Source organism: Blautia sp. AM29-29 (genome assembly GCF_003480555.1).
Lineage (GTDB): Bacteria > Bacillota > Clostridia > Lachnospirales > Lachnospiraceae > Fusicatenibacter > Fusicatenibacter saccharivorans.
The window spans coordinates 143,579-165,699 of the sequence record NZ_QUJD01000007.1; the positions used below are offsets into that span (position 1 = coordinate 143,579).

Sequence of the window (22,121 nt, forward strand, 5' to 3'; positions counted from 1 at the left end):
CTTTTACCGCTGTGTTTTTTGTTTCTGTATCGTTCATTTGTATTTCATACCTTTTCTCAAGAATAAATATAAGAAGTATAACAAACGTCATACCTGCACAATTTTAGCATGAAACCAGAAATTGTGCAAGATTCACAAGCGTATAAAATGCCCCCTTCCTGTCAGTGGTTTTTTCTCAAAACCAGCCGTCCAGGAAGCGAGCATTCCCTTTAATTTTTCTTTTTTTGTCTCCATTTTGAGAAAGACGAACCAATCAACAGGATCAGCACAAAAACAACGGCAACCGTTTCATAAATCTGCACGCCGGTGTTGACAGGATTGTCGTCAATTGAGCGGTAATCGCGCTCCAGACGCCACAGCATCGCCATCCGGTCCATGAAATCAATCTGCCGCGTGCCGTCCGTCTCGGTCTTAAAGACGGCACAGTAAAGATTCGTGTACCACTGGTCAAGAAGACTGACCCCTGATCGCCCGATCTTTCCGCTGCCGATCTCCTCGTCATTTTCATCATACAGAATCCTGCCGCTTCTCGAACTCTGGTAATCGAGCGGCGTTTCATCTACATCAAGGAAAATCAGTCTTGTATCTTTTCCATAGGAGGTATCCACATACTGCTCCTGCGCATAGCCAAGACACGTACCGGATGCGTCGTAATAGCCGTACGTCGTGCCGGAGCCTTCTCTGTCATTGATGGGCTCATCCTCCACATAGTCAATCGAAAACCACTCCTCCTCGTTGATATAGACCGTATTCTTCTGAAGATAGCCCGCCACTTTTCCGTCTGCCACAATCTTCGTCTTTCGTTTACTTCCATACAGGTCAAAGTAGATTTCTATGGTTTCTGCCGATGTAAGCGCCTCTTTTGCCTCATCCGCAGTTGCAAACTCAGATTCCGGCACTCTTTCTTTTCCGCAGCCGCCAAGCACCAGAGCGGCGGCAAGAAAAAGACCAGCGGCTGTATATATTCTCTTTTTCAACTGCCTTTTTCCTCCGCCTTACTTGTTATCTTTGTAATACTCATTTGCCTCATCGTACATCATATCGAGCAAGGCGTATTTATCCTGGAAATCCATCACCTGCGTACCGTTATCCTCCAGGTTCACATAGAGATTGCACTGTGAACCGGACCAGTCCATCTCTTTTTTCGCAGAACCGATCACCGTTCCGCCCTCTGTATAAATGGTATGTCCATCCTCTGATGCGTAATATGGTTTTTCGTTCAGATCTGCATCGAGAAAAATAATGTAATACGCTTCCGGCATCTGATCCGGTGTCGTCACGCGCTCCTGTGCATAGCCAAGCAGGTTGTTGTCCGGATCATAGAATGCATAGGTAGTAGCGGATTTTGTCATCTTATTGATTTCTTCGTCCGTCACAATTTTCATATGGAACCATTCTTCGCCGGAAATAGAGATCGTCCAGGTCTGATCAAAGAGACCGCTGTTTTTCATATACGCGGCAGCCTTTTCATCCGCATAAATGTTTCCCGAAGCGTCAACGTTATCCAGATCACAGCGCATGCGGACGGACGAAGCCGATGCAAGGGCTTCTTTTGCCACATCCGCGTTTTCATACCCTAACTTTTCTTCTGCCGCCGAGCAGCCGCACAGAAGCAGAAGTCCTGCTGTAAAACCCAAAAACAATTTTGTCGTTTTTCTCATAGATTCCCCTCTCTTTCTTTTGTCAGGACCGATTGGAAAGACCGCCGTCTTTGTCGCGTGCCAGTTCTCTTGCCGCCATCACAGCGAGTGCGGTCAGCTGCGGCAGATATTTTGCATCGTAGACAATCAGAAACGCATTGTCGAACATGATGTTTCCGACGGTAAGATCCATATTGTCGACGATGGCGCCGATCATAGTTCCGTTCAGTTTTACCGAGTAATTGTGGCCGATGGAGCCGGCGTATTCCCGGAGTTCCAGTTTTCCATCCGGCAGTTCCATCGAGAACTGATCCCGTACGAGTGCAAACTGCTTTTTCAACACACCATACGGCTCGCCGTACAGATAAAAACGGTACGTCGGCAGCGCGTGGAGCAGTTCCTTCGTCATACGGAAGATTTCGGTGTGCATCGCATCGTAGATATAAAATGTTTTCAGCGGCACGGTGCTGTCGATCTCGTAAACCAGGTTTCCGTCTGTATCCTCCAGATCGAAATGCTGGCCCGTCAGGCGGTAATCCTCCGTGAAAGTGTAAATCTGGGACGCCGAAATCTTCTGAAACGGCTGTACCGTTCCAGTTTTGACGAAATGCTCCAGATTCGCTTTTAATTCGCTCTGGAACATCATCAGATCGGAATGGTAGCTTAGATGGTCTGCGAGGTTCTCTGCAACATCTTCATGAATCGGATACACGGGTGTGGTGAGTTTCTTTTTGATAAAGCCTTCGATGAAGGAATATCCCAAATAACCGACATGACCGTCTTTGGTCAGCCAGAAGTAGAGATATTCTCCCTTGGCGTCCGGTCCGAAAACGAGTGCTTTCTGCCGCATCGTGTAGAATTTTGCAAGCCATGCAGAACCGAACGGTGTATCGACGTTCTTGTAAGCCTCATAAAATTCTTCGATTTTCCGCGGCTTCTCCATGGAGATCATGGCAATCATATCCGTCATGGAATTGTAGCTCTCCGGGGTTGCCATGGACCAGATGGCAATGCCGAAAATCAGGACAACCGTGGCGATGGTGAGTGTGATCGTCTCTCCGTAGCCGACCGCCATCAGATAGATGCCCAGCAGCGTGACAGCGCCGCCTGCGATGCGGAATTTCCATTTTCTCTTTTTCAACTGAATACCGCCTCCTCTCTTTTCGTTACTTTTATTGTACTTGCTCCCCTTTTTTGTGTCAATTGAAACTCGCTCCTCCGCTCTATTTTGTTCTGCCTAGCGGGACAAAGAAAGCGTGTCGGCGCATCTTTTTTTGTCAGAATGCATCCGGCACGCTTTGTTTCAAAAATTTAATGAACGAAAAGAAATTATGAAATTGGAATCACGCGTCCCGTTTCTGCCATAGTTCGGTGGGAAATGGAAATTACGGTACGGTTTTTGGAAACCCTTTGCAATGCATTTAATACCATTTTTTCCGTCTCTGCATCAAGGTTTGCGGTAATCTCATCGAGGAGCAGAATTTCAGGCTCCGCTGCGGCTGCACGGGCAATCGAGAGGAGCTGCCACTGACCCTGTGAGAAGAGATCCTGTGTACAGATCGTATCATATTGGTCCGGAAGCGCCTCGATGGTCTTTGCAAGTCCGGTCAGCTCTGCTGCTTTTTTTACATCTGTATCCGAAATCTTTGCATCATACAAAGTAATCTGGTCTTTTACCGATCCCGGCACCATGTGGAACGACTGCTCCACATAGCCGAAAACCTTTCGTTTCTTTGCATCCGGCAGATCGACAGATGGAACGCTCCAAATCAGAATCTTTCCTTTCTGTGGCTCATATAAACCGAGCAGCAGTTTGAAAATGGTACTCTTTCCGGCACCTGTTCGTCCCGAAAGTGTTACCCGCTCGCCTTTTTTGATCTGCAGACTCACATCGTTTAAGATGACCTGGCTTTCGTCATATCCAAACGTCACATTTTTTAACTCAGCCGCCATGCCGTAATCTGTATTTGCAGTCAGCGCAGCCGGCTCTTTCTTCTCTTTCAGGCTGTAAAATTCATTGATTCTTTCCATACCGGCAAACGCAGACTGAATTGTCTGGATTTCCATACCAAGGCTTTCGACTGGAGTAAAGATCTGGGAAATATAGTTTATAACAGCAACGGCGGTTCCGGCGGACATGCCGAACAGCTTTAAAACGATCGGATTTCCGGAGGCCGAAAGCAGTATGACAACAGCAACAACAATGGCATTTAAAATCAGGATTACTGGAGAATAGACGGCATCGTAAAAATTGGTCTTCTCCATTGCGCTGTAGCTGTCATCAATATAGTGCGCATACTGCTGCTCCATATACGTCTCTTTCTGCAGACAGTGGATGGTACGAATGTTGTGCAGCGTCTCTGGAACGTGACCCGAAGCACGGCTGACTGCACGGCGGTTGACAATCTGGGAGGCCAGCATGTTTTTCTGGATGTAACGGGTAAAGAGGAACAGAACAGGGAGTAAAATAATCAGAACAATCGTAAGTCCACGATTAGTCACCCAGATGACGGTAAGAATGCTTAAGATTTTGCACGCATCGGCAAACATACTGATGATCCCGGAGGTAAACAGGTTTTCCACTGTGTCGACGTCACCGACAAATCTTGATACGAGAGCGCCCGGCTCCTGGCGGTTCAGCTCGTTGGCGGAAAGGCGTCCGAACTTTTCCATCAGACTGCTTCGGAGTGCATGTGTAATTTTCTGGCCGAATACCGTCAGAAGACTCTCTCGTGCCGACTCCAGAAGACCCGTCAGGGCAAGAAGTCCGAAATACAGCAGAATTCCTTCCATCCAGAGGGTATGCTTATTTGTCAAAAGGTCAATCAGCTGTGCCAGCACAAGAGGCGGGAGCAGTGCGAAAATAACCGCACCGCAGACGACTCCCAAAAGTGCGGCTGATAAAACGCCGTGTTTTCGAACAGTTTCTTTGATTACCCGCAATACAGATTCTTTCTTTTGCATCAAAAGCTGCCTCCCTTCGTCTGATTGCTGCAGAGCTCTGCGTAGGACGAAACCGTTGCAAGGAGTTCTTCATGTGTGCCGACCTTCGTATGGCACTCATCCATCCAGATGACCTGATCCATCTGGTCGAACAGATAGAGACGATGGGAAATGAGGATTATAATAGAGTCTTTTGCCAGCTCCTTTAAATTTACAAAAATTTGTGCCTCCGTCTCTTTGTCGAGTGCCGAAAACGGATCGTCGAGAACCAGAACCGGCCGTTTGTGGTACAGGGTTCGCGCAAGGGCAAGGCGCTGCGCCTGACCACCGGAGAGGCGGATACCGCCCGTTCCGACCAGAGTATGGATTCCGTTTTCCATTGCTTTCACTTCATCTTCCAGGCAGACGACTCGGATCATCTCCTCTGCGCCCTCTTTTCCCCCGAGACGGATATTCTCTTCCACGCTTCCATGGAACAGCTCCGGGTCATGGCCAAGATAACCGACCATGCAGTTCCGGTCTGCTTTTTCCATTTTTCCAAGTTCTTTTCCGCCGAAGGTGATGCTTCCCTCATACGGCGACTCGCAGAGAAAAGTCTTTCCAAGCGTTGACTTTCCGCATGCGACAGGTCCCGTCACACCGATGATCTGGCCAGGAGACGCTTGAAACGACAGGTCATGGATGATCTCTTTTCCGTTTGGATAGGCAAAATGCAGGTGATCGACGTTAAGCTCTGCAGGCGCTGCGGCTGGAAGCTCCGGTTCTGTTTTGGAATTCTGCAGCAAAGGTTTGATTCGTTTCCAGGAAACCTGCGCTTTATGTACCGCATTAAAAAGCTTCGCAGCGCTCGATGATTTGGTGGCAAGCTTTGTGTAGCAGGACAAAAACGTGGTAAATACGGCGATGTTCCACGGTGTCCATCCCTCCTGCAGGACGTTTCTGCCTCCAAAATACAGGATAAACAGAATGCTCGTCATCGAGATCATACGGTAAATCGGCGGCATAGCTGTGTTCCAGATATTGGCGCGCACAGCGGCAGATTCGTAAGCCGAAAGATTCTCCTCATAAGCGGCCTTTCTGTCCTCCTCACAGCCAAAGACACGATACGTGATGGCATTTGTCGCACGGTCCAGGGTTGCAGCACTTAATGCACCCGACTGTACCTTATAGGCAGCGCCCGTTTTCTGTACCATGACCTTCATCTTTTCGGCAATCACGTAGGAAATGGGTGGGAAAATCATGCAGAGAAGAGCCAGGCGCCAGTCGTACCAGAGCAGCATACACGCATAGGCGAGAAGAGCAACACCGGTATCAAAGATTTCCGTTGTAAATTTCCGCATTCCTTCTACGCAATCGTCTACATCGAGAATGGCCTTCGTCAGTATATTTCCGGTACCTTCCGCTTCCAGCTCCAAACGGCTTTTGCGAACCAGCGTTCCGTAAAGAATCTGCTTCATATGCCGGTTGACGTTGTTGGCAAATCTTCTGACATAGAACCGTTTGAAATAGCGGGAAACCTGCACAATGCCAATACTCACGACATAGGCCGTGACCAGCATCAGCATCTGGTGGAAGGTTCCTGTGCCGCCGAGGAGATCAACCAGCTTTCCTGTCATTTTTCCCTCAAACCAGGGGCCTGCAAGAAGTCCCAGATTATAGATGAGACCGGAAACCGTAACAAAAAAGAGAATTTTCCATTCTTCCTGAAAGTAAGAGAGCATCCGGTTCGGGCGAAAGGATTCATCCTTCATCGCCGCTGCCTCCTTCTGCTGTTGCTTTTATTGTTTTATCTGCTTTTTCCCTTAAAATTTTTGAAAGTTCCGCAAAATGATTCTGCCGTTCTCTCTTCGATTTCCAGTACAGCTTGTCCAGTGTTTCGCAGAAGCTCTCTGCCTCTTTTTCCGGAAGCTCTGCAAGCAGCCATTCGTAAAAGAATGTTTCAATTTCCGCTTTGGAATTTTTCAAGGATTCTGCTTTTTCCGTAGCATACAGAAGCTGGCTTCTGCCGTCCCACGGATTCGGTTTCCGGATCAGATATCCCTTTGTCTCAAGGCTTGCAGCGCGCCTTGCAGCGGCTCCTTTATCAATCTTTAACTGTTCGCGCACTTCCGTCTGGGTGATGCCCGGATGATGGCGCACCAGATGGATAAAGTCAAATTCTGCCGTACCGATGCCTTCTTCTTTCATTGCCTGCACCGTAAATTTCCCGGCTTCCCGCGCTATTTTTGTTATTTTCCGTTCTGTTGGATCCATTTTTCTGTTCCTCCTGTCCATTCTCGATCTGTTTCAAATAGATGCATATACAACTAATTAGATGATAGTACAACTAATCGAAATTGTCAATCTATAGATCTTCTGGTTGACGAAGTATCGTCCGAACTTTATAATAGAAGTATTCGGCTGTTAAAAACAGTCAGTCTATCAATAAGGAGATGTATCTTATATGGAAAAGAAACATACGCGCGGCAGCTTTACCGGATCGATCGGCTTCGTGCTTGCTGCTGCAGGAAGCGCGGTTGGACTGGGAAATATCTGGCGTTTCCCTTATCTTGCCGCAAAAGACGGAGGCGGAACCTTTATTTTAGTTTATATCGTACTGGCTCTGACCTTTGGATTTACCCTGCTGACAACTGATATTGCCATCGGAAGAAAAACCGGACAAAGTCCGCTTGTCGCTTACGGTAAAATTCACCCGGGCTGGAACGGTCTTGGCCTTCTCGCCAGTATCGTGCCGGTTGTCATCCTGCCTTACTACTGCTCCATTGGCGGCTGGGTATTAAAATACCTGTCTGTGTTTCTCACCGGACATGGCACTGCTGCTGCCGAGGATGGTTACTTTACCGGCTATATTACCGGTACATGGCAGCCGATTGTGTGGTTGGGAATCTATCTTTTTCTTACCGCATTCGTTGTATATCGTGGTGTCAATAAGGGAATTGAAAACTACAGCAAAATTCTGATGCCGATCCTTCTGATTTTAATCATCGGAATTTCTGTTTTTTCTCTGACCCTGACCCATACCGATGCAGACGGTGTCGTCCGTACGGGACTGCAGGGTATGAAAATTTATCTCGTTCCGAATTTTAAGGGAATGACGCCGCAGAAATTTTTCACCGTCTTTGTCGATGCACTCGGACAGCTTTTCTTTTCGATCAGCGTTGCGATGGGTATCATGGTTGCCTACGGTTCCTACGTAAAAAAAGAAACAAACCTGATGAAATCGATCAATCAGATTGAGATTTTTGACACCATTGTTGCGCTGCTCGCCGGTTTGATGATCGTTCCTGCCGTATTTACCTTTATGGGGACAGAGGGTATGTCTGCCGGCCCTGGTCTGATGTTTGTCTCCCTGCCGAAGGTCTTTCAGTCCATGGGAGCAGCAGGCGGCGTAATCGGAACCATTTTCTTTCTTATGGTCTCCTTTGCAGCCATTACATCTTCCGTATCGGTCATGGAATCCATTGTTTCCTGTATGATCGACAAATTTCACATCAGCAGAAAGAAGAGCACTGTGATTGTAACGGTTTATGCGTATCTCGTCGGTATCATCGTATGCCTCGGCTACAATGCGCTTTATTTTGAACTGAAGCTTCCAAATGGCGCAACGGCTCAGATCCTGGATGTCATGGATTTTATCAGCAATAACCTTCTGATGCCGCTTGTCGCACTTCTCTCCTGTATTCTGATCGGATGGGCTGTAAAGCCGCAGGTCATCATCGATGAGGTGACGCTGGGAGGATATAAGTTCGGTCGAAAGAGGCTGTATATCGTCATGGTGAAGTTTATTGCACCCATGCTCCTTGCCGCACTGCTGCTGCAGTCGTTCGGTATTTTAAACGTCTGATCACTGCGATACCAGATTGCTATGTGCTTTGCACTCACGCAATCTTCAAAAACATTCGTAATCCGCTCATTTTCCTTCGAAAAATGGCTCCTTACTTATGTTTTTGGCGAGTCAAGAGATCAAAAAAGCATGTTTTCCGGTGGCTTTTCCAGAAAACATGCTTTTTTTGTGCCTGTCTGCACATATTTCTAACAGGTGAAACCCTTACATCCTGCGAATTAACGTTCCATTTACACCAAGTATCTCTCCATCAAATTCCCGGGCAAAAAGTACTTCCCCGTCTCCTTTTACTTTTATCTCCTCATCCGATGCGTTGAGCAGAACTTCGATTTTATTTCCCTCTTCGTCTAGTTTAATATACTCTACACACCGATCATTTTCATAACCATTCGGAAAATGGAAATGCAGGCTTCTGCACACTTTTTCATTTCTTCGAAGCATGATCAGTTTCCGCATCGTTGCAATTTTTTTCTGATTCTCTTCGCTTTCAATTTCACTCCAAGGCATACATCTTCTGCAGTCCGGATCATGAGCGCCTTCCATTGCGATCTCCGTTCCATAATAAATACAGGGGCTTCCCGGAAGCGTAAAAAGGATTGCAAGCTGCTGGTAGAACTTGTCCAGATCGTGAAAACGGTTCATCAGCCTCTCGGTATCGTGGGAATCCAGGAGATTAAAAAGTACATCGTTATTCTGCTGCATATACATGGTATAGCAACGGTTTACCATATATTCAAATTCTTCTTTTTTCATTGTTTTATCAAGAAAGAAATCATGGATTCCACTCAGCAGCGGGTAGTTCATGACAGAATCATATTCATCTCCCTGCAGCCACTGGCTTGCATCATGCCAGATTTCCCCCAGAAGATAAATATCCGGCTTTATCGTTTTCAAATGCTCTCTTATCCGCTTTAAAAACCTGTGCGACACTTCGTTTCCTACGTCGAAACGAATTCCGTCGATATCAAACTCCCGTACCCAGTCCTCACAGATTTTACAGAAATACTGTATCACCTCTTCGTTGTTTGTGTTCAGCTTTGGCATCCCGTCTGTAAATGCAAAGGAATAGAACCGTCGGTCTCTGGTGTCTCCCCTTTTTTGAACCTGTTCCCAGTCCTCTACCATAAACCAGTCCGCATAACGAGACTCTTTTCCATGCTCCAGGATATCTATCCACGGCTCAAATTTTCTTCCACTATGATTAAACACTGCATCTACCATAATGCGGATTCCTTTTTCATGTGCTTCTTTGCAAAGCACTTTCATTGTATCCGCATCGCCAAAAAACGGATCTATTTTTGTATAATCGGTCGTGTCATATTTGTGGTTGGACTCTGCTTTCATGATCGGATTCAGATAAATACCGGTAATCCCAAGTTCCTGCAGATACGATAATCTCTGACGGATCCCTTCCAGATTTCCTCCGAATTTTTCTTCGTTTGTTACGGTTCCGTGATTTCTCCAGGGTGTGATATCATCTCCGTTTTTTTCCGGTGTCCCGTTGCAGAACCGATCCGGGAAAATCTGATACCAGATCGTTTCGTTTACCCATGCCGGTGTGCGATTGATATCTGCCGGGTTCATCCAGGGTACAATAAAGCACTGCTGCATACGGCCATCCATCCGGAGCTGTTCTTCTGTCAGGAAACCATCCTCAAAATAATACCAGACTTCCTTTTCCGTCCGTAGCTCGAAATAATATTTGCATCTTTTGTATTCCGGAAGAAGCGTTGTTGTCCACCAGATCTGATAAGGCAGACGTTTTTTATATATCATTTCCTCTCTTTTTCCGATCCACTTTTCTTTTCCGCCCAAAATTCCGGCCTCATAAGGATCTCCGTAATGGATAAAAACCTGTTTTACATCATATCCTGTCTTGATATTGACAATCAGTCTGTCCTCATCCAGGGCATAACTCATCTGTTCTGAAGTTTTATGGTATACACCGCTAAATTCCATCTCATTTTCCTCCCGCATAGCTCTAAAGCTGTTTTTTGCATCCTTGTAAGAAACACGATCACTTTTTGTTTCGTATTGTTTCGTAGCTTTACTATAAGCCTTTTTTATTTCTTCGTCAATCAATTTCCATTTTTCCCTACGCTTTCGTAAAATTCAGATAATTTTCAGGATAATTTTTGTGCAGGATGCTTTCTTTTTTCGAAACTTAACGAAACATTTCTTTTTCAAGGTATTGATTGCTTTTTATCTTATGATTTTATATAATGATACCGGGATCAAACGGTCTTTTGACACCTATGATAGCTGGGAGTTTACATTTTTTGTTTTGTGAAAGGATTGCCGATTATGACTACCATTCAGGATATTGCTGATAAAATGGGAGTTTCCAAGAGCACGGTATCCAAAGCGCTCAATGACGCGCCTGATATCAGCGAAGCTTTACGGAAACAGGTTTTGGAAACTGCCGTGGCTCTGGGTTATACGAAGCTGCGGCGTTATAAGAAACCAACAAAAAAAGTCTGTATTATAATAGAAAAAGAAAATATGCGGTATCAGGAACCGCATCATTTTGCCTATGATATCCTGGTAGGTTTTCGTCAGATGGCAGAACCAGCAGGCTTTGATGTTGAAATTGTGCCTGTTGATATTAAGACCCAAAGAAACCAGCATTATGATGTTTTTATGCTGGAGCATGATTATATAGGAGCTTTTGTGGTCGGCTTTTCCCTGAGCGATCCCTGGATTCAAGACTTTAAAATCAGCCGCACACCGGCTGTTCTTTTCGACAACTATATAGTAGGGAATCCTTCCACCGCTTATGTAGGTATTGATAATGAGGAGGGAATGGAGCTTGCCGTCTCTTATCTTGCCGGACTTGGACACCGGAAGATCGCCTATCTGAGCAGCTCCCTCGGTGCCCGGGTTCTCCAGGCACGCCATGCTGCCTTTCTCCGTTCCATGCACCAGCATGGACTGAAGACTTCTCCTGCTGCGATCGGCTGTTCTTATTATCTGTCAGAATGTATGGAAAAGCATCTTCCCCGTTTTCTGGAAAACGGAATCACTGCTATTATTTGCAACCAGGATACCCTTGCTAGTGCAACGCTCACGCAATGTCAGCAGCTGGGATTCCAGATTCCTGATGATATCAGCATTATCGGATTTGATGATCTGCCGATTGCTGCTTGTACGTCACCGCCCCTTACAACCATCAGACAAGATCGGCTGGAGCTCGGAAAAAGTGGATTTTTTGCATTGTCAAGTCTTCTCAATCACATCCCAATCAGTACGTATTTGTTGCATGCACAGCTGATTCAGCGGGAATCGACAGGGAAGGTTCCTTCATAAATTCATCTCATCAACAATATTTGCCGGTTTTGCAGTCATTTCTACCCATGCCGGTATAAAACCGCTTTTGACAGCGTTTCTTACAGATCTGACATTAGACCAGGCGGTACAGTAAAAAGGTACTTTTCCCCTGTTTATGATCTCTTTTGTAAGTCTGCTTGTCAGTGCAGAGGCAATCCCCTGTCGTCTGTATTCCGGCAAGACATCCACACCGATCTGCCACATATCGTCGCAATCGGCAGAACAGGCGGCAAGTCCCACCAGCGTACTTCCATCATATGCGCCGACGCCAAGTACATCCAGATTCTTCCGATCTTCGCAAAGCGCATTGCTCCATTCCGGTCGATACAAATCCGCAAAATCTTCCTGTGTCAATACTCGTGTCTCATAGGCGCAGGAAAGAGTCGGTATCCGGCTGATGTCCGGCAGATAGTATTCTGCCATGAAACATATTTTGTGACCTTTTTCAGCTAAACGTTCATTCAGCCAATGCATGTTTGGTGTCTCAAAACAGTGGTAAAATTCGAATTTGTCTACATACGCAGATACCAGATCCATCGTCTCCGGTATGGAAGCCGCCATGATATTATTTCCATAGGAAACCAGATTGCAGGTAATAGGCTCTTTCAAATATTTGCGGGCCTTCTTTCCTAATTTTATGGGAACAACAACATTTTTGTCCGCCTTGAAATCTTCCACGCGGCACCCCATATCTTCCGCAGACTGCCTCATGGCAAGCTCCATCATTTCACGATTCATCATATGCTTTTCTCCTTTATGAGTTTGTAATAGAAACTGCTGGGCATCAGAGAAGCTCATTCCCTGCAGTTATTTCTGTGGATCAATTTATGATTATTCCTGGCTCTTTTTCATCTCTGCCTCAAATGTGTTTTCCGTCATATGCGCCCGCAGAATATGAAGCAGCACTCCCGCCGCCCGCTCCATTGCAGCCGGATCGATAGAGGAATAGTTCATGACATACGTATTTTCCTGCTTTATTGCCTCCGCCGCATCCGCGTAATAGCCGGAGAGCGGCTTTAATTTCACACCACGGGATTTCGCCTGCGTGACAATCGACTCTTCTTTCAAATCCGTGCGAAGATGCATCAGAAAATGAACGCCTGCTTCTTCCTCCTCGATGGTCACGTAATCACCGAGCGGCTTCTTTTCGAGTTCCTGTAAAATCAGATCTCGTTTGTTCTGATAATAGTTTCGCAGCCGGTTGATATGTTTTTCGAAACTGCCATTCTCAATAAACTCTGCCAGTGTGTACTGCTCAAAGTTGGAGACGGTGCAGGAATAAAACGACAGCTCGCGATAAAATTTCTCCGCTAATGTCTGCGGAAGCACCATATAGCTGATCCGTACCGTGGAGGCAAGTGTTTTCGTAAACGTATTCATATAGATGACCTTGTCCGAAACGTCGATACTCTGCAGTGTCGGAAACGGCTTTCCGCCGAGACGCAGCTCACTGTCATAATCGTCCTCAATGATATAGTGATGATCTGATTTTGCTGCCCAGCCGAGCAGTTCATAACGGCGGCTGACCGGCATGACTGTCCCGGTTGGAAAGTGATGGGACGGGGAGGTATGAATAATATCAACCGATCTTTTTTCCAGCTCCTGCACCGAAACACCGTCCTGGTCGAGCAGCACTGGCTCGTACCGTACCTTCATGCTCTCATAAATCCGCGCAATTTTGTGATACCCGGGATCCTCTACTCCATAAACAAGATCGTTTCCGAGAAGCTGAATCAGAAGGTTATGCAGATACTCCGTTCCTGCGCCGACAATAATCTGCTCCGGCAGCACCTGCATGCCGCGGAACTCACGCAGATATTTTGCAATCGCACTGCGCAGCTTTAAAATCCCGGCGCAGGGAGAATTGATCATGAGCTGGATGCGGTTGTCATTCAAGACAGCACGCACCGTCCGCGTCCAGATTGTAAAGGGAAAAATTTCGCTGTCCGTCTGATTGCTGGAAAAATCCGCAAAATAGGAAGTCTCCCCGTTTGCCACCTGCAGAATCTCTTTTGGCACCGCATCCCGCATGGAATCCTCAATTTCCAGCTCAGCCGCATAAAATCCGCGCTTTGGCATGGAGTACAGATAGCCTTCCGCAACAAGCTGCGCATAGGCATTCTCGACGGTAATGACGCTGATACCCAGATTTTTTGCAAACGTCCGTTTCGACGGCAGCTTCTCTCCCGGACGGATGTTTCCCAGTAATATGTCGTTTTTGATACATTTATATAAATATTCATACAGGGAATCTGACCCTATATTCGCAAAATTATACGTCAGCATCCAACCGTTCTCCTCTCATCTGACCTTACTGAATATATTTGTTTTGGCAATTTTTTTATAGTCACTTTACCAGTATACTGTGAGGCATAACAAAAGTAAAGCCAAAACAGAAACAAAATTTATCACCTGATATTTATCAGGCAGGGAGGAGATTATTATGACAGCAACAAATGAGAGATACAAACTGAACAAAGAACTGGCACAGATGTTAAAAGGTGGTGTGATCATGGATGTTACCACACCGGAACAGGCCCACATCGCAGAGGAAGCTGGTGCCTGTGCCGTTATGGCACTGGAGCGGATTCCTGCAGACATCCGTGCCGCCGGCGGCGTTTCCCGTATGAGTGATCCGAAAATGATCCGTGGCATCCAGGAAGCCGTTTCCATCCCGGTTATGGCAAAATGCCGCATCGGCCACTTTGTAGAGGCACAGGTTCTCGAAGCCATCGAAATCGACTACATTGATGAGAGTGAGGTTCTCTCTCCGGCAGATGATGTTTACCATATCAACAAACGAAGCTTCAAAGTACCGTTTGTCTGCGGTGCAAAGGATCTCGGTGAGGCACTCCGCCGGATCAATGAGGGCGCATCCATGATCCGTACCAAAGGTGAGCCGGGAACCGGCGATATCGTACAGGCCGTCCGCCATATGAGAAAAATGAACAGCGAAATCCAGAAACTGACCTCCATGCGTGAGGATGAGCTGTTTGAGGCAGCCAAGGTCCTGCAGGTTCCGTACGACCTTGTTCAGTATGTTCATGACAACGGCCGTCTCCCGGTTGTCAACTTTGCAGCCGGCGGTGTGGCAACTCCTGCCGATGCAGCACTGATGATGCAGCTTGGAGCAGAGGGTGTGTTTGTTGGTTCCGGTATCTTCAAATCCGGCAACCCGGCAAAACGTGCGGCTTCCATCGTAAAAGCCGTTACCAACTACACCGATGCGAAACTGATCGCAGAACTCTCCGCTGATCTCGGCGAGGCTATGGTCGGCATCAATGAGCAGGAAATCGCCTTACTGATGGCAGAAAGAGGAAAATAATGAAAATTGGAGTGCTTGCACTGCAGGGTGCGTTTGCAGAACATGAAAAAGTATTAGAGCAGCTTGGCGCGAAATGCATCGAACTGCGGCAGGCCCGTGATCTTTCCGAGCCTTACGATGCGCTTGTACTGCCGGGCGGTGAGAGTACCGTTCAGGGAAAGCTCTTAAAGGAGCTTGGCATGTTCGATACCATGAAAAGCCAGATTGAAAACGGTATGCCGGTTCTCGCGACCTGTGCCGGTGCGATTCTTCTGGCCGAAAAGATCGAAGGACAGATCAAGGGACAGCCGGAACAGTATTTCGGCACGATTCCGATGTGCATCAGGCGGAATGCCTACGGCCGCCAGTTGGGCAGCTTCCACACAGAAGCACCGGTTGCGGGCATTGGAACAGTGCCGATGACGTTTATCCGTGCGCCGTATATCGCATCTGTGGGGGACGGCGTGGAAGTGCTCGCGGTTGTGGAAGAGCGGATCGTCGGTGTAAAATACAAAAACCAGATGGCCTTCTCCTTCCATCCGGAACTCGACCCGGATATGAGGATTCATAAGACATTTCTTTCGATGATCAGCAACGTATAAAGCAAAAGACTGTGCAAATGGTAAATTCATTTGCACAATCTTTTGCTCTGTTTTCGTACCGCAATGCAGCCTCACTGAATATCTTCCTTCTAACAACGTCAGGAGCTTTTGTATTATTCCGGGCAAAGTACAAATCGGCTTCGCCAGATATTTTCTTTTCCGTCAGCTTCCCATTGAATCAGAAACACAGTTTCCATTTTTCCTTGATGATCTCTATGAATGCATGGAATAATTTGAATCTTTTCCGGAGAAACACCATCTATTTTCAGAGTTCCCCTGTCACCGATTCGAATCCGGTCTTTTTCCCGACTTACGTTCTGCCGTGTGACAAGATTTTCCGTGAAGCCATTATCCAAAGGAGCGGTCTTCAGGCAATCTTTGATCTGAAGTTCACCGGTTTCCCTGCAAAAAACAGCAGTCCGTATCAGTTTTTTCCTGCTTTCTTTCTCATATGCCCCAGCAAAGGAAATCGAAATTTCTCCTGTCTCGGAGTAATTCACTGCATCGGCACGATATGTTTCCCCTTTGCACTGTTCCTTTCCATCCAAAATCGGAACGCTATGGCCACGTGAACTACAGCAGAGTACGGAATATCGTTCGGGGCCAAAATATGCTTTCGTGTATTCTCCGGCTCCAAGATCACTGATAATTTCTTCTTCCCCGATAAAATACAGAAAGCTGCCGACATCGTTATGATTGTGCGGCTCCCCGTTGTTTCCACCTTTGATTGCGAATGCGGTCTGATGCTTTCCAGTTGCAATTGCCCATTCGGCATCCGCCAGATAAGTAAACGTGCCGGAACATACCCGTTCCTCTGCAGCATTCTCGGAACCGTCCGACCTGCTTTTTAACACATTCAGATATTGCTTCGTCCAGATCCAGTCCCTATATGCGGCATTCCAGCGATAACACGGATCTTCCCCAAAATGCATTGCCCGTACCAGCGGCGGGATTTTAACATTTGGATCCAGCATTGCAAAATGGCAGGTAAGTCCCATCCGGTAACGGCTTTTGCTGTCTCCGTCAGAAAAGCTTAACGTATTTCCGCCCGGGAAATAGCATTTCTGCTGAAATTCCATGATTTTCCGCTGCTTTTTTCCATCCAGCAAGTCAGTTTTCCCGCCCGTTTTTTCTTTCAGAAGTTCCGCGAACATGGAAAAATAACTCATTCCATATTCCCAATAGCCAAGACCTTCCATGCAGGCGCCGTCCTCGCCGAAGCTCGCAAGAAAGCAGGAAAGATCCCGGGTCACGCGCGTCAAGATCTGTTCACAGTTTTGATTGATACTCTCGATGCTTTCCGCATTCGGAAAAAGAACAGGAAAAAGCTCAGATGCATAGCAGGCGGCTGCTCCTACGGATCCACAGCAAACAGCATTCCAGTTACTTTTACTCGTTTCCCACCAGAATGCACCGTTTTCCTGTATAAGAAACGGCTGCAACACTCTCCTGCTGCTTTCCTTCCAGATCCGACACAGTAACTCCGGCCGCAGATCGTTTCGAAGTAGAAACGCAATTTCCAGAAGTGACTGTGCAGTCTCGCACGCAAAAAGATCCAATGTAATCTTCCACTTTTCATCCTTTTTCCGCTTCACATGTGCCGGCAGCGCCCAGCAAGTTTCCGCACAAATCTGCTCCAGAACCCATTCCAGGCCGGAAAGATCCATAGAAATGTCCCTCTCTTTTGCAAACAATGCATTGAACGCAAAAGCAACGAGGTATTTCCGGCGTCCAAAGTAAGCTTCTTCATACCGCAGCCGGTTCCCCGTCTTTTCAAACAGAGAAAAAAGCTCCTCTGTCAAAACAGGGAAATCCAAAAGAGAAAGCGTTTCGGCTTCTCTTGAAAGCTCTGTTTCATATTAGAAAAGATACTGCTGCAATTCTTGTTCTGTTCTTCCGTTCATATATTTTTTCTCCGTAAACCTAGACAATCACTTCCATCATTTTTCCGGCTTCGTCAAACTCCAGCGGGGCCACGCAGGTTTCCCGGTGGAATCCCTTTCCCTCCGGATACTGCGCAAGCGGTGTGCCAAAACGATGGTAAGCAATCCAGTATGCATCTTTTCCAGGCACCTTACAGATGCTGTGATGACCCGTTCCAAGAACACCTTTTTGCACATCTTTCTGAAGAATCGTCTTTTCAAACCGAACCGGTCCGTACAGGGAATCGGACGTTCCATAGTTTACATGATAATTTTCACTTCCTGTATCATCACAGGACCAGGTAAAATGGTAAATTTCATCCCGCTTCAGAACCGTAACCGCCTCACGGAAATCGTACAGTCCTTCCAGATTTTTCATCGTCTCCGGAACAATATGCATCATATCCGGTGTCAGTTTTGCAATGGCCGCATAACCATTTCCAAACAGGAGATATGTTTCGCCGTTTTCCTGATAGATCGACGGATCAATCGTCTGACTCATCTGGATCTGATACGTTTCCATCATTTCCATGGTGATCATGGGTTCTGCTGCAGGCACAAACGGTCCCTCCGGATAATCAGATACTGCTGCTCCAATGCAGGATTTGCCATCAACACGCTTTCCACAGAAATAGTAGTAATACTTTCCATCTTTTTCTGCAATGCATGGCGCCCAGGCACTTCCTACCGCCCACGGAACATCTCCATCTGCCATGTCGAAAATATCAGCAGCCTTCTGAAATTTTCTCAGATCCTTCGATGCAAAAACAGAAAATTTCGTACCGGACCAGTCGGTAAAGCCATCCGTTGTCGGATACAGGTAATACGTTCCGTCAAAACAGGCAAGATCCGGATCTGCAAAGAGCCCTTCTACGACCGGCTTTTTGTGATCAAAAAATCGTTCCAGCAAGGCAAGCTCCTCGTCAGTAACTGCAAGAACGCCACCGTGGCGTTTTTTTGTTTTTCCAAGAGCATATTCCTTTTCCTTTAAAATACGGAATTTTCCCGAAGAAAGATCATCCGTTAAAAGAGGAAGATATCCTTTTCCCTCCGCAAACTGATCCGCAATCAGACACCATGTCTTCTGATCCGGTAGCAGATAACATTCCGGTCCTTCTACGCCAAACAGCGAAGAAAGTGTTTCTGATGGGATCTCCTGAAAATTGCCCGTCAGGGAGTCACAGGACTCCAACAGCAGACATTTATTCGTCTCATCCTTGGAAATCCGATAGTATACACCTTCTGATTCTACCATCGTTGTATCAATCACATGTTCTTTCCGCTCCATGTAAATAAATGGCTCGGAAAAACTTTGAAAATCAGATGTCCAGGATGCATAGATCCGCTGTTTGGCTTCCGTATCACCGGAAAGTTTTACCATAGATGCCCAGAAAACCAGAAACTGCTCTCTTTTTGAGTCATAGATTCCTTCCGGTGCCCAGACGCATCCGGCTCCCGGAACACCTATGGTACTGGCACGCTCCGCACTCCAGTGAACCAGATCCTTCGATTCCCAGACAATCAGATCACGGCTTCCGCGATATTGTGCCGTATCCCAGCCTTCTCCTGCTTCGATCCGTAAATCGGTTGCTATCAGATAAAATTTCTTCTGCTTTGGATCACGCAGCAGAAACGGATCGCGAACACCTTGCATTCCAAGATGAGAATATAAGACTGGCTGTCCGTCATTCAGATCCTCCCAGTGAAGTCCATCCCTGCTGATGGAAAAATAAATCTGTTCTCCATCCTTTTGTTCTCCGGTAAAATGTACAAATAAATAGCCTGCCATATTTTGTTCTCCTTATCTGCTTTTCATATAGTTCATAGGTGTCATTCCAGTCATTTTTTTAAAGACTTTACTGAAATAACTTTCATCGGAAAATCCGACTTTTTCGCTGACCTGCGAAATTTTAAGCGAAGTTGTACCAAGAAGCTCCTTGGCATGGGAAATTCTGACTTCCGTCAGGTACTGAAAAATCGTTTTTCCTGTTGTCTGACGAAAAATCCGATTTAGATAATCAAAGTTTCCACCAAGCTGCTCTTCAATCAATACTCCGGAAATTGGCTCGCGATAGCAGTTATTCAGATAATCCAAAAGATCATATATTTTCCGGTAGCTTCCGACCACTCCGGTTTTTTCCTGGGCAAGCGATGTTACAAACTGTCTGGAAACCAAAATCATCATCTCCAAAATCTGACAGGCACACAAATTGTAATAACCTTCCATACGATTTTTCTGACAGGTAATTCCATCATTGATTTTCTGCAGAATTTCAGAATAAGAAGAAGTGTCGGAAAGATGCATATATTTTGGCAACGCAAGAAGCGAAAGACTGACGCGTTCCTGTCCGGAAAGGGTACAGGAATCACTTTGCATGGACTGCGTTCTCTTTCTTAAAATTATCTCAGTTGTCTGCTCATTTGTCATCTTGTTTTTTTTTATGGATTTCTGATGGAAATGAATATAATGGTATTCACAATGTGTTGCTCTTTCCCCCACATGTATTTTATCCGGATCCAGAATTAAAAAATCCCCCGGTGTTAAATGATACCGTACACCATCCTCCAAAAGAAACATCTCACCCTGACGCACCAGATAAATAATGTATTCCAACGGCATTCTTCTTTTATGAATATACGGCGGTTCAATCACCGCCGTATCTGCCAGGCTAATTTCCGGTAGTTGACTGCTGTCATACTGATAATAAATGTTTTCCTTCATTCTTTTAGCCAAGATCCGGTTCATCGCAGAGTGTAATGATTCCCGGCACTTTTCCTTCTGTTTCAAAAATCAGAATCGTATTCGTTCCTTTTTTTAAAAGCGGACCCGGAATATATAATCGTTTCTGTGGCCCAATTTCCCAGAATCTTCCAATATTAAATCCATTTACAAGAATGCAACCTTTTCCCCATCCGGTAAAATCAAGGAAGGTATCTCCCGTCTCATCTGCTTCGAAGCTAAATTCATAAAATCCCGGTGTACCAGGAACGGATGGAATTGTAAAATCAAGATGTTCCAGATGTTCCATCGGAAGCGTATATTCTTTCCAATAATAGTGATTATGACCATTAACCTGTACGCTTCCATCAATCCCTTTTCTCTGTCTTTCGAGATTCGGACCGAAATTTACTCTTCCCATATTTTCCATCAAAATAGAAAGTTTCTGTCCTTCCGGTTTATTCTCCTCCCATTTTATTTCATCAAGAAGTTCTCTGTCATACAGTGTAACAGTTGGGATTTCATCCACAAAAATGTTAGCTCTGTCGTTAGCTCCCCACAGCCGCAGTGTTTCCAATGGCCCTTCATCTTTCAACTGGCTTTCGTATAAAATATATCCGTATCCCTGATCCAGTTTTTCCATTGACACCGGGTATACACTCTCCATCGCTTTACTAATCCGGTCTTTGTTTCCGAATAAAGATGTGCTTCTTTTGACACGAAGTTTTCCATATGATTTTCTGCGAATTTCTGTACTAAGTTTTACTTCCGGAATTTCGGTATATTTCCGGATTACATTCTGGAATGCCGTATACTTCGCCGTAATCTGACCGTCTTCCGTCAGCAGTGCATCATAATCATAAGAAGTAACATCCGGTGTCAGCTCATCATAGTAATTGGATCCATTCGTAAAACCAAAATTGGTTCCACCTTCAAACATGTAGATATTCACATGGCCCTCGGAAAGAATTTCGTCCAGATCTTTTGCATGTTCTTCTAAATCACCGGTCTGATGCGTTTCTACACCCCAGTTATCAAACCATCCAACCCAGAATTCCATACACATCAGCGGTTTATCGCCGATTTTCTTTTTCATGACGGCAAACTGCTCTTTTCCTTTGGAACCAAAATTTCCGGTCTGTAAAACACCTTCCACTTTTCCGCAGTCAAAAGCATCTCCCCAAGGACCATCCGATGTAACCATCGGCACTTCACAGCCGCAGTCAATCATCAGCTGTTTCATGTAATCCAGATACGATTTGTCATCTCCGAAATATCCATATTCATTTTCCACCTGCATCAGAATAACAGAACCGCCCCGTGTAATCTGAAGCGGTGCGATCACTTCAAATAATTTTTCATAATATTCTTTCACATGTTGTAGAAATGGCGGATAGAAACAGCGAAGGCGCATGCCGTCTTCCTTCAGCAGCCAGTATGGCAATCCGCCAAACTCCCATTCTGCACAAATATAGGGAGATGGCCGGAGAATCACCATCAAACCAAGCTCCTGGGCCAGTTTTACAAATCTGGTAATATCCAGAATTCCGGAAAAATCAAACTTTCCTTTCTCTTTTTCGTGAAGATTCCATGGAATATACGTTTCCACCGTATTGCAGCCCAGAGCTTTTAATTTTTCCAGTCGGTCGCGCCAGTATTCCGGCACAGTACGAAAATAATGCATACCTCCGGAAATGATTTTTACTTTCTTTCCGTCCAGATAAAAATCTTCTTTTACTTCAAACGTCTTCATAGTTCCTCCTGTTTCTGAAATTTCCATCTTTTTTATGTTAAAAATAATATGTCTGCCAAATTTCCCG

General features: G+C 46.0%; 17 protein-coding genes. 4 read left to right on the top strand and 13 right to left on the bottom strand.

What is annotated here, in order from left to right; genetic code table 11:
* Nucleotides 1–209 precede the first annotated feature (209 nt).
* The 6 genes from DW769_RS07030 to DW769_RS07055 form a co-directional block, all read right to left on the bottom strand.
* Nucleotides 210–977, bottom strand: a complete 768-nt coding sequence (locus tag DW769_RS07030; RefSeq protein ID WP_117508922.1) for a hypothetical protein — start codon at nt 975–977, stop codon at nt 210–212.
* 18 nt (nt 978–995) lie between these two features.
* Nucleotides 996–1,661 carry a hypothetical protein gene (locus DW769_RS07035; protein ID WP_055228134.1) on the bottom strand — a complete coding sequence of 222 codons (666 nt, stop codon included), beginning with the start codon at nt 1,659–1,661 and terminating at the stop codon, nt 996–998.
* A 22-nt stretch (nt 1,662–1,683) separates the two neighbouring features.
* Complete coding sequence (locus tag DW769_RS07040; protein ID WP_118750166.1) at nt 1,684–2,781, bottom strand: hypothetical protein; 1,098 nt, start codon at nt 2,779–2,781, stop codon at nt 1,684–1,686.
* Nucleotides 2,782–2,969: 188 nt separating this feature from the next.
* Nucleotides 2,970–4,604, bottom strand: coding sequence for an ABC transporter ATP-binding protein (locus DW769_RS07045; RefSeq protein WP_118750167.1), 1,635 nt, complete (start codon nt 4,602–4,604; stop codon nt 2,970–2,972).
* Nucleotides 4,604–6,334 carry an ABC transporter ATP-binding protein gene (locus DW769_RS07050; RefSeq protein ID WP_118750168.1) on the bottom strand — a complete coding sequence of 577 codons (1,731 nt, stop codon included), beginning with the start codon at nt 6,332–6,334 and terminating at the stop codon, nt 4,604–4,606. The genes DW769_RS07045 and DW769_RS07050 overlap by 1 nt, the downstream gene beginning before the upstream one ends.
* Nucleotides 6,324–6,836, bottom strand: a complete 513-nt coding sequence (locus DW769_RS07055) for a MarR family winged helix-turn-helix transcriptional regulator (protein WP_118600980.1) — start codon at nt 6,834–6,836, stop codon at nt 6,324–6,326. Before DW769_RS07055 ends, DW769_RS07050 begins: the two co-directional genes overlap by 11 nt.
* Nucleotides 6,837–7,026: 190 nt before the next feature.
* Here DW769_RS07055 and DW769_RS07060 point away from each other — a divergent pair, with 190 nt between their 5' ends.
* The gene (locus DW769_RS07060) at nt 7,027–8,427 is read left to right on the top strand and encodes a sodium-dependent transporter (protein ID WP_118750169.1); all 1,401 of its coding nucleotides are present in this window, start codon (nt 7,027–7,029) and stop codon (nt 8,425–8,427) included.
* Nucleotides 8,428–8,631: 204 nt separating this feature from the next.
* Here DW769_RS07060 and DW769_RS07065 read toward each other — a convergent pair whose 3' ends face one another.
* Nucleotides 8,632–10,386: a glycoside hydrolase family 13 protein gene (locus DW769_RS07065; protein WP_117812799.1), complete on the bottom strand. Its 1,755-nt coding sequence runs from the start codon at nt 10,384–10,386 to the stop codon at nt 8,632–8,634.
* A gap of 345 nt (nt 10,387–10,731) precedes the next feature.
* Between DW769_RS07065 and DW769_RS07070 the strand changes: the two genes are divergently transcribed.
* The gene (locus DW769_RS07070; RefSeq protein ID WP_118750170.1) at nt 10,732–11,733 is read left to right on the top strand and encodes a LacI family DNA-binding transcriptional regulator; all 1,002 of its coding nucleotides are present in this window, start codon (nt 10,732–10,734) and stop codon (nt 11,731–11,733) included.
* Here the strand turns inward: DW769_RS07070 and DW769_RS07075 are convergent.
* Together DW769_RS07075 and pdxR are read right to left on the bottom strand one after the other, a co-directional pair.
* The gene (locus DW769_RS07075; RefSeq protein WP_118666231.1) at nt 11,728–12,495 is read right to left on the bottom strand and encodes a GNAT family N-acetyltransferase; all 768 of its coding nucleotides are present in this window, start codon (nt 12,493–12,495) and stop codon (nt 11,728–11,730) included. The two genes, DW769_RS07070 and DW769_RS07075, sit on opposite strands and share 6 nt — an antisense overlap.
* Before the next feature lie 90 nt (nt 12,496–12,585).
* Nucleotides 12,586–14,040 carry a MocR-like pyridoxine biosynthesis transcription factor PdxR gene (pdxR, locus tag DW769_RS07080; RefSeq protein ID WP_118750171.1) on the bottom strand — a complete coding sequence of 485 codons (1,455 nt, stop codon included), beginning with the start codon at nt 14,038–14,040 and terminating at the stop codon, nt 12,586–12,588.
* A 157-nt stretch (nt 14,041–14,197) separates the two neighbouring features.
* On the opposite strand from pdxR, the gene pdxS reads away from it, so the two are divergent.
* Both pdxS and pdxT read left to right on the top strand, forming a co-directional pair.
* Complete coding sequence (gene pdxS / locus DW769_RS07085) at nt 14,198–15,079, top strand: pyridoxal 5'-phosphate synthase lyase subunit PdxS (RefSeq protein WP_117508912.1); 882 nt, start codon at nt 14,198–14,200, stop codon at nt 15,077–15,079.
* Nucleotides 15,079–15,660, top strand: coding sequence for a pyridoxal 5'-phosphate synthase glutaminase subunit PdxT (gene pdxT, locus DW769_RS07090; RefSeq protein WP_117508911.1), 582 nt, complete (start codon nt 15,079–15,081; stop codon nt 15,658–15,660). The genes pdxS and pdxT overlap by 1 nt, the downstream gene beginning before the upstream one ends.
* A 113-nt stretch (nt 15,661–15,773) precedes the next feature.
* Here the strand turns inward: pdxT and DW769_RS07095 are convergent, their stop codons facing one another.
* The 4 genes from DW769_RS07095 to DW769_RS07110 all read right to left on the bottom strand — a co-directional run bounded on the left by DW769_RS07095 (nt 15,774) and on the right by DW769_RS07110 (nt 22,054).
* A complete protein-coding gene (locus DW769_RS07095; RefSeq protein WP_117508910.1) occupies nt 15,774–17,462 on the bottom strand; it encodes a heparinase II/III domain-containing protein in 1,689 nt (562 codons plus the stop codon).
* A 121-nt stretch (nt 17,463–17,583) separates the two neighbouring features.
* Nucleotides 17,584–19,371 carry a family 43 glycosylhydrolase gene (locus DW769_RS16820; RefSeq protein WP_117508909.1) on the bottom strand — a complete coding sequence of 596 codons (1,788 nt, stop codon included), beginning with the start codon at nt 19,369–19,371 and terminating at the stop codon, nt 17,584–17,586.
* A gap of 12 nt (nt 19,372–19,383) precedes the next feature.
* Nucleotides 19,384–20,316, bottom strand: a complete 933-nt coding sequence (locus DW769_RS07105; RefSeq protein ID WP_158554945.1) for an AraC family transcriptional regulator — start codon at nt 20,314–20,316, stop codon at nt 19,384–19,386.
* Nucleotides 20,309–22,054, bottom strand: a complete 1,746-nt coding sequence (locus DW769_RS07110; protein WP_117508907.1) for a glycoside hydrolase family 35 protein — start codon at nt 22,052–22,054, stop codon at nt 20,309–20,311. Before DW769_RS07110 ends, DW769_RS07105 begins: the two co-directional genes overlap by 8 nt.
* Nucleotides 22,055–22,121: the final 67 nt, after the last annotated feature.

Bases quoted from the DNA above. Each gene is read 5' to 3' on its own strand.
- pdxR (WP_118750171.1), bottom strand. From the start codon at position 14,040: ATGCTGACGTATAATTTTGCGAATATAGGGTCAGATTCCCTGTATGAA.
- DW769_RS07035 (WP_055228134.1), bottom strand. From the start codon at position 1,661: ATGAGAAAAACGACAAAATTGTTTTTGGGTTTTACAGCAGGACTTCTG.
- DW769_RS07065 (WP_117812799.1), bottom strand. From the start codon at position 10,386: ATGGAATTTAGCGGTGTATACCATAAAACTTCAGAACAGATGAGTTAT.
- DW769_RS16820 (WP_117508909.1), bottom strand. From the start codon at position 19,371: ATGGCAGGCTATTTATTTGTACATTTTACCGGAGAACAAAAGGATGGA.
- pdxS (WP_117508912.1), top strand. From the start codon at position 14,198: ATGACAGCAACAAATGAGAGATACAAACTGAACAAAGAACTGGCACAG.
- DW769_RS07045 (WP_118750167.1), bottom strand. From the start codon at position 4,604: ATGCAAAAGAAAGAATCTGTATTGCGGGTAATCAAAGAAACTGTTCGA.
- DW769_RS07055 (WP_118600980.1), bottom strand. From the start codon at position 6,836: ATGGATCCAACAGAACGGAAAATAACAAAAATAGCGCGGGAAGCCGGG.
- DW769_RS07050 (WP_118750168.1), bottom strand. From the start codon at position 6,334: ATGAAGGATGAATCCTTTCGCCCGAACCGGATGCTCTCTTACTTTCAG.
- DW769_RS07070 (WP_118750170.1), top strand. From the start codon at position 10,732: ATGACTACCATTCAGGATATTGCTGATAAAATGGGAGTTTCCAAGAGC.
- pdxT (WP_117508911.1), top strand. From the start codon at position 15,079: ATGAAAATTGGAGTGCTTGCACTGCAGGGTGCGTTTGCAGAACATGAA.
- DW769_RS07110 (WP_117508907.1), bottom strand. From the start codon at position 22,054: ATGAAGACGTTTGAAGTAAAAGAAGATTTTTATCTGGACGGAAAGAAA.
- DW769_RS07075 (WP_118666231.1), bottom strand. From the start codon at position 12,495: ATGATGAATCGTGAAATGATGGAGCTTGCCATGAGGCAGTCTGCGGAA.
- DW769_RS07060 (WP_118750169.1), top strand. From the start codon at position 7,027: ATGGAAAAGAAACATACGCGCGGCAGCTTTACCGGATCGATCGGCTTC.